This window comes from Ideonella livida (assembly GCF_010499455.1).
Classification (GTDB): Bacteria; Pseudomonadota; Gammaproteobacteria; order Burkholderiales; family Burkholderiaceae_C; genus Ideonella; species Ideonella livida.
Genome location: NZ_JAAGOH010000012.1, coordinates 72,408 through 87,399, shown reverse-complemented (window position 1 = coordinate 87,399; position 14,992 = coordinate 72,408). Strand labels below are relative to the sequence as shown.

The following is a 14,992-nucleotide window of genomic DNA, read 5'->3' as shown; positions in this document are numbered from 1 at the left end:
CGGTCCGCCCAGCCTGAGCCCCGCCGGAGCGCCCCTCCGCCGCCCCTCACCGCGTCCTTCAGGAGCACGCCGCCATGGCCCCCGTCGCCGTCAACCGCCAGACTCCCGCGTCCGAGGCCACCGCCCGCCCGGTGGTGGCCGGCGACCCCGTCGACGCCGTGCACGGCCATGCCCTGCGGCTGGCCCTGCCGCCCGGCGCCCCGCGCATGACCGACGCGCGCGAGCCCCTGCTGCGCGAGATCCAGATCCTGGACGAGTACGGCCAGCGCCGCACCCTGCACATCCCGGCCGAGCGGCCGCTCACCGTCTTTGTGGACAAGCGCGAACTGGTCACACTCATGACCCTGGGCGCCGCCCCCGAGATGCTGGTGCTGGGCTACCTGCGCAACCAGCGCCTGGTGCAGGACCTGGCCGACATCGACTCCATCACCGTGGACTGGGAGGTGGGCGCGGCGGCCGTCAAGACCCGCCGCGGCGTGGCCGACCTGGAGGCGCGCACCGCGCGCCGCGTGGTCACCACCGGCTGCGGCCAGGGCACCGTGTTTGGCGACCTGATGGACCAGGTGGACGGCCTGACCCTGCCACCGCCCGACCAGGCCCGCATCCGCCAGGGCACGCTGCAACGCCTGCTGGAGGCCATGCGCCAGCAAGACAGCATCCACCGCAAGGCGGGCTCGGTGCACGGCTGTGCCCTGTTCCAGGGCGAGCAGATGCAGGTCTTCATCGAAGACGTGGGCCGCCACAACGCCATCGACACCATCGCCGGCTGGATGTGGCTGCACGGCGTGGGCGGTGCTGACAAGACCTTCTACACCACCGGCCGCTTGACCAGCGAAATGGTGATGAAGGCCGCGCACATGGGCGTGCCCATCGTCGTCAGCCGCAATGGCGTGACCCAGATGGGCCACGACCTGGCCACCCGCCTGGGCATGACCTTGTTCGGCCGCGCCGCCAACAAGCACTTCCTGTGCTACTGCGGCTTTGAGCGCTTTGACTCCGAGCCCTTGCCTGAGCCTGCGGCGGTGCGGGTGGTGGCGGGGCGGGAATAAGCGGCCGATCCCAGGCCGCCTGACCGGGTGGCCGCCCTCTTTTCCACCGTCCGGCGGGCCGTGGCGTGGTGCATCCGGGGGGGGTTACCTGGGCCATGTAGAACGTTGGGGACGGGAACTGCGCCACGCCCGTCCCCTCGCCAGACCCTGCCCACGGGTCGCCGCAGCAGGTGGGGCCGCATTCGCCGACGCATCGGCGCTCCGCCGCCCTGCCGTCAGGCCGGCTCAGCCACCCGAGATGCCGCCGCCGTGCCCGTCAGTTGCGCGTGCGGGTCGATGACGAACTTCTTCGGCGCGCCGGCGTCGAAGGCGGCATAGGCCTCGGGCGCTTGGTCCAGGCCGATCAGCTGCACGCCGACGATGTCGGCGATGCGCAGGCGGTCCCACAGGATGGCCTGCATCAGGCCGCGGTTGTACTTCATCACCGGTGTCTGGCCGGTATGCAGGCTGTGCGACTTGGCCCAGCCCAAGCCCAGGCGCAGGCTGAGGGAGCCCTGCTTGGCGGCCTTGTCGGTGGCGCCCGGATCCTCGGTGACGTACAGGCCGGGAATGCCGATCTTGCCGGCGGCGCGGGTGATCTCCATCAGTGAGTTCAGCACCGCGGCCGGCGCCTCCTGCTGCGAGCCGGCATGGCCGTGGCCGCGGGCCTCGAAGCCGACGGCGTCGATGGCGCAGTCGACCTCGTTCGTGCCCAGGATCTGCGCGATCTGCTCGCCCAGGCTGGCGTCCTGCGACAGGTCCACCGTCTCAAAGCCCACGGCGCGGGCGTGCACCAGGCGCGCCGGGTTGATGTCGCCGACGATGACCACCGCCGCGCCCAGCAGCCGGGCCGAGGCCGCCGCGGCCAGACCCACCGGCCCGGCACCGGCCACGTAGACCGTGCTGCCGGTGCCCACGCCGGCGGTGACCGCCCCGTGGTAGCCGGTGGGCAGGATGTCTGACAGGCACGTCAGGTCGCGGATCTTCTCGAAGGCCTGGTCGCGGTCGGGGAACTTCAGCAGGTTGAAGTCGGCGTAGGGCACCATCACGTACTCGGCCTGGCCGCCGATCCAGCCGCCCATGTCGACGTAGCCATAGGCGCCGCCGGCGCGCGAGGGGTTCACGCTCAGGCAGACGCCGGTGTGCTGCTCCTTGCAGGTGCGGCAACGGCCGCAGGCCACGTTGAAGGGCACCGAGACGATGTCGCCTTTGCGCAGGGTCTCGACGTCGCGGCCGGCCTCCAGCACCTCGCCGGTGATCTCGTGGCCGAGGACCAGGCCGGTGGGCGCGGTGGTGCGGCCGCGCACCATGTGCTGATCGGAGCCGCAGATGTTGGTTGTCAGCACCTTCAGGATCACGCCATGTTGGGCGACGCGTCCGGACGGGTTGACGAGCTCGGGAAAGGCGATGGGCTGGACTTCGACATGGCCTTGGCCCATGTAGACCACGCCCCGGTTGCTGTATGACATGGCTGTCTCCTGTTGTGAATGTCTCGGCGATGCGCTGACCGTTGCCGACCCGGATGGAGGGACCGGGCGACGCCAGGGGACCCCCCTACCGCCGTGTCACGGGGGGCCGGCCTGCGCACTCTGGCAGGGCGAACCCGAGGGAGTTGGTCAGGAGCGACGCGCTTTGGTGCAGGCGCGCCGCACCGCCGTTGGGCGTTACAACGACGAACAATCAAATTTTGACGATCAGTCAAAAGTTTCTAGAATGTGCCCATTCCTTCAGCAGGGCTGACGGGCGTCCCCCCGTCTCACGGACATGAGCACCTCCACCATCGAGTCACGCCCGGCCATCCTCCGCGGCACCGCCCAGCGCAAACAGCTGGAGCTGGAACAGCGCGAAGGCCTGTTCATGGACTGCGCCCTGGACATGCTGGAGGCGTCGGGCTTTTCCGGGCTGACGCTGGAGAAGCTGGCCACCCGTACGAACTTCTCCAAGGGCACGGTCTACAACCATTTCACCAGCAAGGAAGACCTGTTCACCGCTTTGTGCGTGCGGGGTATGCAAATGCAGATGGCCATGTTCAGCGCCCTGCAGGCCTTTGAAGGCAGCACCCGTGAACGCATGATGGGCATGCATTACGCGTACCACCTGTACGCCCAGCGTCATCCCACGCTGTTTATGTGTGTGCTCACGGGGCTGTCGCCCCATGTGGTGGAGAAGACCTCTGCCCGGCGCATGGCCGACCGCCAGCGGTTGGAGGCCCGGGTGACCGAGCGGGTGGACACCCTGGTCCGTGAGGCGGTGGCGGCGGGAGACCTTCGCCTGCCACCGGGTACCACGGTGGCCGACATCTCTTTTGCCCACTGGGCGGTGAGTTTTGGCACCACCGCGCTGTTGCAGTCTGCCCAACAGGCCACTTCCATCCGGCGGCTGGAAGTCCCGGAAGCCTTCCGCCGCAACGTGACGCTGCTGCTGGACGGCATGGGTTGGACGCCCCTGTCCACCGTGCAGGACGACCGCGACACCTGGCGCCGGCTGGGTGAGGTGTTCAGGCTGACGGCCGAGCCAACGCCGCGGGACACGGCTGCCGCGGCCGGGCCGGTGATGGCCTGAGGCCCTGCCCACGGTGCGGAGCCCGACGAGACGCTGACACCCATGTGAGCCGGTGTGGGAGCCGGCCAGCGGGTGGACGCTGCGCCTCAAGGCGAGGGGCAGGGCAGCCCGCGTTTGGCTGCGGCCGTGTTTGACGTTTCGTCATGAATTGACATCTTGCTTTGGGAGCTGGGCTCCCCGAGGGAGGAACTGTGCGCGCCACTGAAGAGAATCGTTTTCTGCGGCGGCCCCGGCCAGGGGCCGGCGGTCCGCCACGGGGCCCAGGGCATCGCCGGCGCGGCTTGGCCGCCCTGCTGGGCCTGGCGGCGTTGGCCAGTGACGGTGATTCAGCGGGCGGGGTGCCGGCGCACCACACCGGGCAGGGCTTTCGCAACCTGCACGGTGAGGCTGCGGTGCACAAGGGGTTGTGGCCCTACTTGAAGATGAAGTGGTGGGACTCGCCCTTTCCTGTGCCCGGGCCCCATGCCGCATTGGCCGTGGCGCCCCTGGACCGCGGGCTTCTGCAGGCGCCAGCGCATCCCCTGCAGGTCACCTGGCTGGGCCATGCCACCGCGCTGATCCAGAGCCAGGGCATGAACGTGCTGACCGACCCGGTGCTGGGGGAGCGGGCCTCGCCGCTGCCGTTCATCGGCCCGCGCCGCTACACCCCCGCGCCAGCCCGTCTGGAAGATCTGCCGACGCTGCAGGTGGTGCTCATTTCGCACAACCATTACGACCACCTGGAGCGCGAAACCGTGGCGCGCCTGGGCGACCGGGTCTGCTGGTTGGTGCCCCTGGGGCTTGGAGATTGGTTCGCCCGTTTGGGCGTGCACCGGGTGGTGGAACTGGACTGGTGGCAGAGCACCCAGGTGGGCGACATGCGCTTCACGCTCACCCCCACCCAACATTGGTCGCGGCGGGGCTTGCTGGACACCGATCGCACGCTCTGGGGCGGATGGGCGATGGAGCACCACGGCCAGCGGATCTGGTTTGGTGGCGACACCGGCTACGCCCAGCCCCTGTTTCAAGCGATTGGCCAGCGGCTGGGCCCGTTTGACCTGGCCCTCATCCCGATTGGCGGCTACGGCCCGCGCGACTTCATGCAGGACAAGCATGTGGACCCGGACCAGGCGGTCCGCATCCACCGTGACCTGGGGGCGCGTCGCTCGGTGGGCATCCACTGGGGCACGTTTGTGCTCACCGCCGAGCCGCTGGACGAGCCGCCGCACCTGCTGGCCGAGGCCCTGGAGCGCCAAGGTGTGGCGGCCGACGCCTTCACCACCGAACCCCCGGGCCGAACCCTGGCCGTGCCGTTGCCCCCCTTGCCGCCCGCGCGGCCCACCGCTTCTTCCGCTTCCCCCTCTGACCTCCAACCTGCCAACCCTATGGGAGCCCCTCATCGTGCAGATCAAGGTTGCCACCCCTGAAACCGCGGAATGGGACGCCGCCGTGCGCATCGTCCGCGAAAAGTACCGCAAGGCCTTTGCCGCCGACGTCCATCCGCATCCCGACCGCTTTGTCGTCTGCCTGGAAGACGACGGCCCGCAGCCACGGGCCGTGGCCTGCGCCGGCCTGACCTTCAGCCGGCAGACGCCGTTGTTCTCCGAAGCCTATCTGGACACCCCCGCCCACCGTGCCATTGGCCAGCAAGAGGGCCAACCGGTGGCCCGCGAGGCGGTGCTGGAGGTGGGTGCACTGGCTTCCGTGAGTTATCGCGCCGGCACCGAACTGATCCGGGCCTTGCCGCTGCTGTGCTGGTGCCTGGGCAAACGCTACATCTTGTGTACGGCCACGCGGCCGCTGCGCGCGCTGTTTGAGGACGTGGGCATCTGCTTCACGCCCCTGGTGCAGGCCGACCCGCAGCGGCTGGACGCTGGGGCGCTGGCCGCCTGGGGCTCCTACTACCGCCAGTCGCCGCAGACGGGCTTCGTCAGCCTGGAGCAGATGTCCCGGCAGTTCGGCCGTTTCACCGGGCGCTACAGCTTCTTCAACCCCGTGGTCCAGCTGGCCGAGCCGCAGCCCCAACCCCAACGCCAACCGGAGACTCCCCATGCCTTTGCATGAACAACTCATCCAGGCTTGCCTGGACCACCCTGGCGCGCTGATGCTGGAGGTGCAGGGCCTGGGCGGCGCGCCCGCCCGGGCGTGCACCTATGCCCAGGTGCACGCCGCGGCCGAGCAACTCACAGCGCTGCTGCCCGCCCAGGCCGTCTCGCCCCGGGTGGGCCTGGTCATGGCCAACGGTCCGGAATGGGTGGTGGCCGACCTGGCCCTGCTGATCGCCGGCGCGGTGGAGGTGCCAGTGCCCCTGGCCTTCAGCGCCGAGCAGGCGCACCACCTGCTGGCCCCGGTAGACCTTTGCCTGGTAGACCGCGCCGGGCAGGCGCGGCTGAACGCCTGGCTCGCCTCGCCCGCTTGGGCGGGGCGCCGCCCGCCCGCCGTGCTGAACGTAGACCTGGACGAGTTGCTGAGCCGTGACACTGTGCGGGCCCGCCGCCGCTGGACCCGCGAAGACGACGTGTGCAAGGTCATCCACACCTCTGGCACCACCAGCCTGCCCAAGGGGGTGCGCATCCGCAGCCAGGGCCTGTCGGACCTGCTGGTCTCGCTGCGCCGGCGGGCGCCGGCGCGGGCCTACGCCCGATCCTTCTCGCTGGTGCCCCTGAGCCTGCTCATCGAGCAGGTCACCGCGGTGTACCTCACGCTGCTGGACGGAGGCACGCTGGTTTTTCCACCCGACTCCATACCCCTGTTGGGCGAGCTGGGCGGCACGCCGGTGGCCCTGCTGCCCTGCCTGCGCCAGGCCCGGCCCTCGGCGCTCACCCTGCCGCCCTCCATGGTGGAGGCGCTGCTGGCCGCCGCCCAGACCCACATACTGGAGGACACGGTGCAGCGCAGCGAGCGCCTGTTTGGCCGTGCCCGTCCGCCCTTCATGGCCTGCGGCGGCGCCCCGGTGGCGTCCCAGACCCTGGCCCAACTGGCCGCGCTGGGCCTGACCCTGCATGAGGGTTATGGCCTGAGCGAGAACAGCTCGGTGGTGGCCTGGAATGCACCCGGGCACTTCAAGGCCGGCACCGTGGGGCAGGCGCTGGACCATGTGCAGGTGCGGCTGTCGCCCGCCGGTGAACTGCTGGTGCGCAGCAGCTCGCTGTTTGCCGGCTATGACGGCGGCGACCCGTCCAGCTGCGGGGTGGACGCCGAGGGTTGGCTGCACACCGGGGACTTGGCCGAGATCGACGCTGAGGGCTTCATCACCGTCAAGGGCCGGTTGAAGAACGTTTTCATCACCGCCCATGGCCGCAACGTCGCGCCTGAATGGGTGGAGTCCCGCTACCGCACGCTGGCGTGTGTGGAACAGGCCGTACTGTTTGGCGAGGGCTTGCCCGCCGTGTGTGGCTTCTTTGTGGTGGCGCCGGGCTGGACCCTGGAAGCCGCCCAGGTGGCCATCGAGCGCTTTGGCCAGGAACACCTGTCGGAGGTGGAGCGGGCGCAGCGCCTGGTGCTGGTGCCCGCCGGGCCGCAGGTGCAGCGTGAGGGCTTCACCGTCACCGGCCGGCCGCGCCGTGACCAGATCTGGGCGCAGTACCTGGCGCCTCTGGCCGGCGCGACCGGTGCCCCGAAGGGGACCGCAGAAGACCGCGCAGCACCGGCGATGCGCGGGGCACCGCAACCCGCCCTGCAGTCTGCCGCGCCGTGGGCTACCGACCTGCCCGCGCAGGTGTCGCCCCTGTCAGCCCAGGCCGGCCATGCCGGCAGTCGCGGCCTGTTGCTGCTGGCCCCGCCCGGGTCCTCGGTGCAGGCGTTGGCACCGGCACCGCTGCTGTCGCGGCTGGCCCAGGCCGGCTTTGTGCTGCTGCGGGGCTACGGCCCCACCATGGATGACTTCAGCGACCTGGTGCGCCGCCTCAGCCGCCGCATCACCCTGGATCCTGCGCGCAGTTTTGGCGGCCAGGGCGGTGTGGCCCAGAAAGTGGACGCCGGCCTGGACGCCGTGGGCTTGCACTGCGAGAACGGCAACAGCCCCTTCATGCCAGACCTGTGTTGGTTCTACTGCGAGCAAGGGCCGAGGACCGGCTCCCAGACCACCGTCTGCGACGGCCAGCGGGTCTGGGCGGCCCTGAGCGCGCCTGCGCGCCAGGCCTTCCTGCAGCAGGACATCGTCTACAGCCGCCGCGTGGAGGAGGACAAGTGGAAGCGCTTTGCCTTCCACATGCTGGGCGGGGCCAAGCCGCTGGCGCACATCACCGTGGACGATTTGGTGGCGCAGGCCGGGGACCCGCAGCGCACCCGCATCAGCCTGGAGGCCGATGGCGCCATCCAGTACCGCTTCCAGGTGGGCGCGGTGCACACCACCTTGTTCGGTGACGGTCTGGCCTTTGCCAACAGCCTGCTGGGCCCGTCCTACCACTACGAGCGTCCGCGCATCACCTTTGCCGATGGCCGCGCGCTGCCGGCTGACCTGCTGGCCGAGGTGCAGCAGGTCACCGAGGCCCTGACCGAGAACATCGACTGGCAGACCGGCGACGTGGTGTTGATCGACAACACCCGAGTCATGCATGGCCGGCGCGCCATCGACGACCCCAGCCGGCGCATCTTCAACGCCCTGAGCTACCTCTGACCCCCTCGGCCCGGCAGGCCCGCGGGCTGCCGGCCCCACGCAGGACCCCCATGACCTACACCGTTATCGTCACCTACACCTTCCACCCCGATTGGCTGCGCAAGACCTGGGAGGAGCGCGCGGCGTATGAGCGCCAGCACATCCGCCCGGTCTTCGAGCGCTTCGCCGGGGAGGTGTCGGTGCGCTTCTTCGACGCCGAGGCTTTCAGCGCCCGCTGCTCTGACTTCATGATCTTCGAGACTGCAGACCTGAAGTCCTACTACTTCCTGATCGAGTCCCTGCGCGAGAGCCCCGTCTTCCGCGACGGCCTGGTGACTTTCCAGGACGTGCTCATCGGCATCGAGGACGGCTTCCGCACGTATGAGCGGGAGATGCTGGCCCCGCCGCCGTCCTCATCTCCTGCGCCCGCCACGGCTTGAGCCTGCGGCCACCGTCGCCGCTTCTCCTCACCGCTGGGCCTGTCCGGCCATCGCCTCTGCCGCCCAGGGCGCCAGGACCGGCCCACGCCCGTAGCCCTCCGGAACACCCCATGACCGACCTCCAACACCTCTTTGGCATCAACGCCCAGTCCCATGTGGACACGGTCCACCCCCGCGAGCTGGCCTGGCCCGAGGCCTTCGGCCCGGCCGAGCTGGCCTTTCTCTCTGACATGGCCTTTGAGGCACCGGGCCATGAACGCGGCGCCGTGGCCTATGTGGCCAAGGAACTGGCGCAGCTGGCGGAGATTGAGCGCCATGTCTCAGCCGTTCTCACCTACGTCATGGCCGAGATGCAGGCCCACGCTGTACCCCTGTCCAGCGGCTTCGCCCTGCATGACGCGCTGTCGTGCTTTGCGGCAGAAGAGCTGCACCACGCCAACATGTTCTACCGCTATGTCCGGCTGCTGTCGGGGCAGGACTTCGGGCAGCCCGACAACCTCTTCAGCCAGCGCGTGGCGCTCTACCAAGGGGACGACTCGCCCTTCGTCAAGCTCGCGGCGCTGTGCGCTTCAGCCTATGTGGGCGAATCGGTGATCACCGTCTTTGAGCGCCGCGCCCATGCCCTGGACCCCGGCCGGCGCCACTTCTTCACCCAGCTGCTGCATGCCCACGGGCTGGACGAGGCGCGCCATGTGCAGACCGACCACTTCGTGTTCGAGCAGGTGGTGCCCACCTTCACGCTGGCCGAGCGGCGCCGCATGCAGCAGATCCTGGAGGCCACCGAGGCGCTCAACGCCGAGGTGGCCCTGCGCTTCCAGGCCCATGCCCAGCAGACCTTTGGCCTGGACTACACCGCTGGCAATCGCGGCCATGCCGTGCAGCTGCAGCTGACGCAGACTTTCCGGCGCCTGGTCTGGGGCGCGCCGGCCGCGCCCGGTGCGCCGTGGCCGGCGTTGCGCCGGGTGGACGACGCCATGGACGACGCGGGCCGCCGGCTGATCGAATCCTTCTCGGCCAGCGCCGTGGTGCACCACGCCGCAGGAGCCCGCCATGGCTGAGCCCCTGTTGCCGCTGGCCACCCCGGCCCGTGCCGCCCCGGTGAGGGTTGAAGCCGCCACGGCGCCGGCCCGGCGCCCCTTGGTGGTGGGGGTGGTGCTGCTGTGTTTGTTCCTGGCCGCCATGGACGCCACCGTGGTGGGCACCCTGCTGCCCTACATGACCGCGCAGGATCCTGGCTCCAGCCTCTACCCCTGGCTGATGTCGGGCTTCATCGTGGCCGGCATCGTGGTCACGCCCGTCTCCGGGCAGCTGGCCGACGCTTGGGGCGGGCGGCGTGCCCTGCAGGTGGCGCTGGTGCTGTTCATGCTGGGCTCGGCCGCGGTCTGGGCGGCGCCCACGGTGCCCGGGCTGGTGGCCGCGCGGGTGCTGCAGGGCCTGGGCGCGGGCATGGTGACGGTGCTGGCCTACGTGCTCATTGGCCAGCTCTACACCGGCAACCAGCGCGGCCGCATGCAGGCCCTGTTGAGCCTGGTGTGGGGTTTGGCCGCCGTGGTGGGCCCTTTGGCCGGCGCCGCCCTGCATGAGCTGGCGGGCTGGCGCCTGGCCTTTGGCCTGAACGTGCCGCTGGGCTTTTTGGCCCTGGGCCTGCTGGCGGTGGGCCTGCCGGCAGGGCCGGCGGGCGGGCCGTCCCGCACAGGGGCAGCCGGTGGTGCAGCCGGGCTGGATCTGCCGTCCCAGGCTGCCTTTGCCCTGGTTCTGGTCAGCCTGCTGGCACTGCTCATGGCTCCGGCCCATGGGCTGGGGGCGGGGGGCTTGGCCGCCGCGCTGGCCGGCTTGATTGGCGGGGGCACGGGACTGTGGGCCCGGGTGCGCCAGCGTCCGCAGGCCTCGCCGCTGCCGCTGTCCCTGCTGCGCCAGCGCGCGGGCTGGGCGCCACTGGCTTGCACCGTGGGCGCGGCAGCCATCCTGTATGCCGTGGTCACCTTGCTGCCCTTGTACCTGCACCAAAGCGCGGGCCTGAACGCCGTGCGGGGCGGGCTGGTCGTCATGGCGGCGGCCCTGGGTTGGGTGGTGGGCTCGGCCGTCTGCGGCCAGCGCTTGGGCCGCTGGGGGCACCGCACCCCGGTGGTGATGGGCGCCGCCGCGTTGGCGCTGGGCACCGCAGCCTTGGCGGTGGCACCGCCATCATGGCCTCTGTGGGGCTGGGCGGCGGCGCAGCTGTCGGTGGGGCTGGGCATGGGCTTTGTGGCCACCAGCACCCTGTTGCTGGCCCAGAACCAGGCGCCGGCCGGTGCCCTGGGCAGCCACACCGCCGCCATGCAGCTGGGCCGCCAGCTGGGGGCGGCCGTGGGCATCCATTTGCTGGCCGCCCTGCAGATGGGCCTGGGCCCGGTGGCCCTGGTGCTGTGGCCTGCGGTAGGCATGGCCGGTGCGGCGCCCACCGCTGAAGCCGCCGGCTTTCGCGTCAGTCTCGCGGTGTTGGCCGGCCTGGCGTTGCTACTGGGCGCGCTGGGCCGGCATGTGCCGCCACAGGCGCACCACCCGCAGGCCTGAGCCAGGCCACAACCCTTGCGCACCCGCTTGGGCGCGCCCCTCAGGCGCGGCCAACCGGGGCCCCAGGTAAACCCTCTTCTGTCAGAACCTCCCATGCTCACCCCCATTTCTTCTGGCGGCCCGGTGGACGCCACCCGTGCGCTCTACCGCCGGCATGCGGCCTCGCCCGAGTGGCGCACCGCCGACATCACCCTGGCCCGGGCCCAGGGCGCCACGGTAGAGGCGGCCGACGGCCGGCACTTTATTGACCTGGCGTCTGGCGGCTTTGGTGCCGGCCACCCGGCGGTGCGCCGCGCTGTGGCGGCGCAGGTGCGCAAAGGCCCCCTGTCCAGCCGTCTGTTGGTCAACCGGCCCTTGACCGAGCTGGTAACCCGCCTGGCCGAGCTGGCCCCCGGCAGCCTGTCGGTGTCCTACGTCTGCAACTCGGGCGAAGAGGCACTGGACTCTGCCCTGAAGCTGGCCAAGGGCCACGCCCCACAGCGCACCACCGTGGTGGTGGGCCAGGGCGGCGACTACGGCAGCCTGAGCCACGGCCAGCACCTGGCCGGGGGCACCGGCACGCTGCTGGCGGGCTTGCCGCTGCAGGCCCGCCCCCTGCCCCTGGGCGAGACCGCCCGCTGGATCGAAGCCATTGGGCCGGACACGGCGGCGGTGCTGGTGGAGCCACTGTCGCTGGGGCAGGGCGCTCTGGAGGCGCCCGCTGGGTTCTGGCAGGCGCTGCGGGCGCGGTGCACGGCCACCGGCGCCTTGCTGATCGTCAGCGAGCTGCGCACCGGTCTGGGCCGGTGCGGCAGCTTGTTTGCGGTGGAGCAGACCGGCGTGGAGCCCGACGTGCTGGTGCTGGGGCCGGGCCTGGACGGAGGCTGTGTGCCCATTGGGGTCTACGTGACCCGCAAGGCCATCAACGACCGGGTCTACGGGCGCCGCAACCCCTCGCTGCACGGCAGCACCACCGGCGGCAACCCCGCTTGCTGCGTGGCGGCGCTGGCGGCCCTGGAGGCCATTGAGTCTGAAGGGTTGGTGCAGCGGCACCGGCGCCTGGGCGTGCACCTGCGCCTGGTGCTGGCCGGGCATGCGGGGCGCACCGGCACGGGCCTGGTGCGGGTACAGCAGTGCGGCACCTTGGCCACCGTGGACTTTTGCAGCGCACAGCGGGCCCAGCAGGTGTGGCAGGCGGCCTGGGCGCGCGGCGTGCGCCTGCGCCCGCCACAGGGCGAGCGCCTGCTGCTGCAGGCCCCGCTGACCCTGACACAGGCCGAGCTGGACCTGGCCCTGGCCCGTTGGGCGCAGGCGCTGGACGATGTGCCACCGGCGGACCTTGGCGCGGTTTCGGGCCGCCCGGGTGCCACCCAGGAGGTGCCGGCATGAGCCCCGCCACCTGGACACCCGCCCGCAGCCGCGACGAGCTGGTGGCGCTGTGCCGCCAGCACTGGAACCCCACCGCCGCCACCCTCTACGCCTTAGCCCACCGCACGGTAGAGAGCCACGCGCAGGGCTGTGAGGTGATCGACGAGGACGGTCGCCGCTTTCTGGACTTTGCTTGCAGCTACGGCGTGTTCATCGTCGGCCATGCCAACCCGCAGGTACAGGCCCGCACGCTGGCCCAGCTGGAGCAGGCGGCGCTGCTGCCCTGGGGCGTGGCCCACCCGGCCTGCGCCGCCTTCATGGCCAAGCTGGCCAGCCTGTTGCCGGCGGACCTGGACCGGGTGGTCATCGGCAACTCGGGCGCCGAGATCACGGAGCTGACCTTGCGCGCGGTGCTGGCAGCCCAGCGCCCTCGTCGGCGCATCGTTGTCATGCGCCATGCGTACCACGGCAAGACGCTGGGCGCCTTGAACCTGCTGGGGCAGGCCGGCCACCGTCAACCCTTTCTGCCGCTGATGCAGGAGGTGGACTTCGTGCCCTTTGGGGACCTGCCGGCCATGCGACGGGCGGTGACGCCAGAGGTGGCAGCCGTGTTTCTGGAGCCCATTCTGGGCGGCGCCTACCTGCAGGTGCCACCCCCGGGCTATGTGGGCCAGGTGGCAGCCTTGTGCCGTGAGGCCGGCGCCCTGCTGGTGGCCGACGAGATCCAGACCGCCTTTGGGCGGTGTGGTCGCCTGTTCGCCTTTGACGAAGACCCCACCGTGCTGCCCGACGTGGTGCTGCTGTCCAAGGGCATCACCGGGGGCCACACCGCCATGGCCGTGGCCGTGATGCGTGAGGCGCTGGTGCAGCGTGTCCAGTCCCACCCGGACTTTCATCCTCGGTGGCTGGGCAGTGACTCCGGTGGCTCGCCCTACGCCTGCGCCGCCGGCTTGGCCGCCCTGGAATTCATTGAGCAGCACGAGCTGCCCAGGCGGGCCCGCTTGCTGGGCGCCCAGCTCCAGGCGGGGCTGGCCCGGGCGGCCGCTGCCCATCCGCAGCTTGTGCTGGACGCGCCAGGCGTGGGCCTGATGACCGGCCTGAAGATGCGCAATCCGGCGGTGGAGACCGCCGTGGCGGCGGGGTTGGCCCGCCGGGGCGTGCACGCCGGCCACTCGCTCAATGAGAAGGCCGAGCATCCGGTGTTGCGCTTTTACCCGCCGCTGACCGTGACAGCGGCGCAGATCGACCAGGTCCTGGCGGCCCTGCACGAGGTGCTGGCAGAGCTGGCGCGCCGCCCGGCCTGGACACACGACCTGGCCAACCAAGTCGTCAAGCGCCAGTACCGACTGCCCGAAGGCCTGCTGCGCCGTTTGGCGGGCAGCCCTCAGCGCGGACCTCAGCGCGGACCTCAGCGCGGCGCTCAGCCCTTCACCACCTGCTGATCCACCACCCCAAACGGCCCATCGCGGCCGTCTTCAAATTTGGCTTGCATGCGCACCGTGTCGCCAAAGGCCATGTAGGGTGTGCGGGCGGCGCCTTCGTCGAGCATCTCAATGGCGCGGCGCTCGGCAATGCACGAGGAGCCGACCTCGCGGTAGGTCTCGTTGCTCACCGTGCCCGAGCCGATGACGGTGCCGGGCACCAGGTCGCGGCTGTAGGCGGCGTGGGCCACCAGCTGGTCAAAGCCAAAGGCCATGGCGCCGGCGTGGGCCAGGCCAAAGCGCTGGCCGTTCCAGTCCACCTGCAGGTGCATCTGGAAGCGGCTGTCGCGCCAGGCCTCGCCCAGCTCGTCGGGCGTGACGGCGATGGGCGCCACGCTGCAGGCCGGCTTGGCCTGCACCCAGCCAAAGCCGGTCTTCATCTCCACCGGGGCGATGCGGCGCAGCGACCAGTCGTTGATGAGCACCAAGAGGCGGATGTGGCCGGCGGCCTGCTCGCGCGTGCAGCCCATGGGCACGGCGTCGGTGATGACACCAAACTCGCCTTCAAAGTCGATGCCGTCGGCCTCGCTGGGCAGCGGCACATCGGCGGTGCCGGACAGGAAGCGGTCTGACAGGCCCTGGTACATCAGCGGGCGCTCGTCGTAGGGCAGCTTGTCCATGTGGAACACGGTGGACATCAGGTCGCCGTGCGACTGGAAGGCCGAGCCGTCCAGCCACTGCCAGGCGCGCGGCAGCGGGGCCAGGGCGCGGGCCGCGTCAAAGGCTTGGGCGCTGGGCGCGGTGCCGGTGGTGCTGAGCTGGGCGGCCAGGGCGCGCAGGGCGGGCTCGGCCTCGGTCCAGGCTTCCAGCGCCTGCTGCAGGGTGGGCCAGGCGGGGTGCGGGGCGCACAGGCGGGCATCCGCGCTGAGCACGACGAGCTGGCCGTCGGGGCGGCCGTTGTCCAGGGTGGCGAGTTTCATCGGTCGGGTCTGTCAGGGACGATGAGGTTGAAAACACCACGGGCCGGCCGGGGGAAGCGGTCGGCCCGTGGCGGGGGAAGGGGCG

General features: G+C 70.8%; 12 protein-coding genes. 10 read left to right on the top strand and 2 right to left on the bottom strand.

Going from position 1 to position 14,992, the window contains the following annotated elements:
* Positions 1-206: 206 nt before the first annotated feature.
* Positions 207-1,049, top strand: coding sequence for a formate dehydrogenase accessory sulfurtransferase FdhD (locus tag G3A44_RS11605; protein WP_239061834.1), 843 nt, complete (start codon positions 207-209; stop codon positions 1,047-1,049).
* A 215-nt stretch (positions 1,050-1,264) separates the two neighbouring features.
* On the opposite strand, the gene fdhA is transcribed toward G3A44_RS11605, so the two are convergent.
* Positions 1,265-2,497, bottom strand: a complete 1,233-nt coding sequence (gene fdhA / locus G3A44_RS11600) for a formaldehyde dehydrogenase, glutathione-independent (protein ID WP_163457684.1) — start codon at positions 2,495-2,497, stop codon at positions 1,265-1,267.
* Between the two features lie 295 nt (positions 2,498-2,792).
* Here fdhA and G3A44_RS11595 point away from each other — a divergent pair, with 295 nt between their 5' ends.
* From G3A44_RS11595 to G3A44_RS11555, 9 genes are all read left to right on the top strand, one after another.
* Complete coding sequence (locus G3A44_RS11595; RefSeq protein ID WP_163457683.1) at positions 2,793-3,590, top strand: TetR/AcrR family transcriptional regulator; 798 nt, start codon at positions 2,793-2,795, stop codon at positions 3,588-3,590.
* 281 nt (positions 3,591-3,871) lie between these two features.
* A complete protein-coding gene (locus G3A44_RS11590; RefSeq protein WP_163457682.1) occupies positions 3,872-4,996 on the top strand; it encodes an MBL fold metallo-hydrolase in 1,125 nt (374 codons plus the stop codon).
* Positions 4,971-5,633, top strand: a complete 663-nt coding sequence (locus tag G3A44_RS11585) for a thermostable hemolysin (protein WP_163457681.1) — start codon at positions 4,971-4,973, stop codon at positions 5,631-5,633. Before G3A44_RS11590 ends, G3A44_RS11585 begins: the two co-directional genes overlap by 26 nt.
* Positions 5,620-8,187, top strand: a complete 2,568-nt coding sequence (locus G3A44_RS11580) for an AMP-binding protein (RefSeq protein WP_163457680.1) — start codon at positions 5,620-5,622, stop codon at positions 8,185-8,187. The genes G3A44_RS11585 and G3A44_RS11580 overlap by 14 nt, the downstream gene beginning before the upstream one ends.
* 50 nt (positions 8,188-8,237) lie before the next feature.
* On the top strand, positions 8,238-8,606 hold the full coding sequence (locus G3A44_RS11575) for a darcynin family protein (RefSeq protein WP_163457679.1): 369 nt from the start codon (positions 8,238-8,240) through the stop codon (positions 8,604-8,606).
* A gap of 110 nt (positions 8,607-8,716) precedes the next feature.
* Positions 8,717-9,664: a diiron oxygenase gene (locus G3A44_RS11570; RefSeq protein ID WP_163457678.1), complete on the top strand. Its 948-nt coding sequence runs from the start codon at positions 8,717-8,719 to the stop codon at positions 9,662-9,664.
* Complete coding sequence (locus tag G3A44_RS11565; protein WP_163457677.1) at positions 9,657-11,159, top strand: MFS transporter; 1,503 nt, start codon at positions 9,657-9,659, stop codon at positions 11,157-11,159. Before G3A44_RS11570 ends, G3A44_RS11565 begins: the two co-directional genes overlap by 8 nt.
* Before the next feature lie 93 nt (positions 11,160-11,252).
* Positions 11,253-12,527 (top strand): aminotransferase class III-fold pyridoxal phosphate-dependent enzyme, encoded by a 1,275-nt coding sequence (locus G3A44_RS11560; protein ID WP_163457676.1) that lies wholly within the window; start codon positions 11,253-11,255, stop codon positions 12,525-12,527.
* A complete protein-coding gene (locus tag G3A44_RS11555; protein WP_163457675.1) occupies positions 12,524-13,948 on the top strand; it encodes an aspartate aminotransferase family protein in 1,425 nt (474 codons plus the stop codon). The genes G3A44_RS11560 and G3A44_RS11555 overlap by 4 nt, the downstream gene beginning before the upstream one ends.
* Here the strand turns inward: G3A44_RS11555 and G3A44_RS11550 are convergent.
* Positions 13,927-14,907 carry a fumarylacetoacetate hydrolase family protein gene (locus G3A44_RS11550; protein WP_163457674.1) on the bottom strand — a complete coding sequence of 327 codons (981 nt, stop codon included), beginning with the start codon at positions 14,905-14,907 and terminating at the stop codon, positions 13,927-13,929. The two genes, G3A44_RS11555 and G3A44_RS11550, sit on opposite strands and share 22 nt — an antisense overlap.
* Positions 14,908-14,992 lie beyond the last annotated feature (85 nt).

What these genes read in the sequence shown, in the direction of transcription:
- G3A44_RS11555 (WP_163457675.1), top strand. Translation starts at nt 12,524, where the DNA reads ATGAGCCCCGCCACCTGGACACCCGCCCGCAGCCGCGACGAGCTGGTG.
- G3A44_RS11580 (WP_163457680.1), top strand. Translation starts at nt 5,620, where the DNA reads ATGCCTTTGCATGAACAACTCATCCAGGCTTGCCTGGACCACCCTGGC.
- G3A44_RS11605 (WP_239061834.1), top strand. Translation starts at nt 207, where the DNA reads ATGACCGACGCGCGCGAGCCCCTGCTGCGCGAGATCCAGATCCTGGAC.
- G3A44_RS11565 (WP_163457677.1), top strand. Translation starts at nt 9,657, where the DNA reads ATGGCTGAGCCCCTGTTGCCGCTGGCCACCCCGGCCCGTGCCGCCCCG.
- G3A44_RS11570 (WP_163457678.1), top strand. Translation starts at nt 8,717, where the DNA reads ATGACCGACCTCCAACACCTCTTTGGCATCAACGCCCAGTCCCATGTG.
- G3A44_RS11550 (WP_163457674.1), bottom strand. Translation starts at nt 14,907, where the DNA reads ATGAAACTCGCCACCCTGGACAACGGCCGCCCCGACGGCCAGCTCGTC.
- G3A44_RS11575 (WP_163457679.1), top strand. Translation starts at nt 8,238, where the DNA reads ATGACCTACACCGTTATCGTCACCTACACCTTCCACCCCGATTGGCTG.
- fdhA (WP_163457684.1), bottom strand. Translation starts at nt 2,497, where the DNA reads ATGTCATACAGCAACCGGGGCGTGGTCTACATGGGCCAAGGCCATGTC.
- G3A44_RS11560 (WP_163457676.1), top strand. Translation starts at nt 11,253, where the DNA reads ATGCTCACCCCCATTTCTTCTGGCGGCCCGGTGGACGCCACCCGTGCG.
- G3A44_RS11595 (WP_163457683.1), top strand. Translation starts at nt 2,793, where the DNA reads ATGAGCACCTCCACCATCGAGTCACGCCCGGCCATCCTCCGCGGCACC.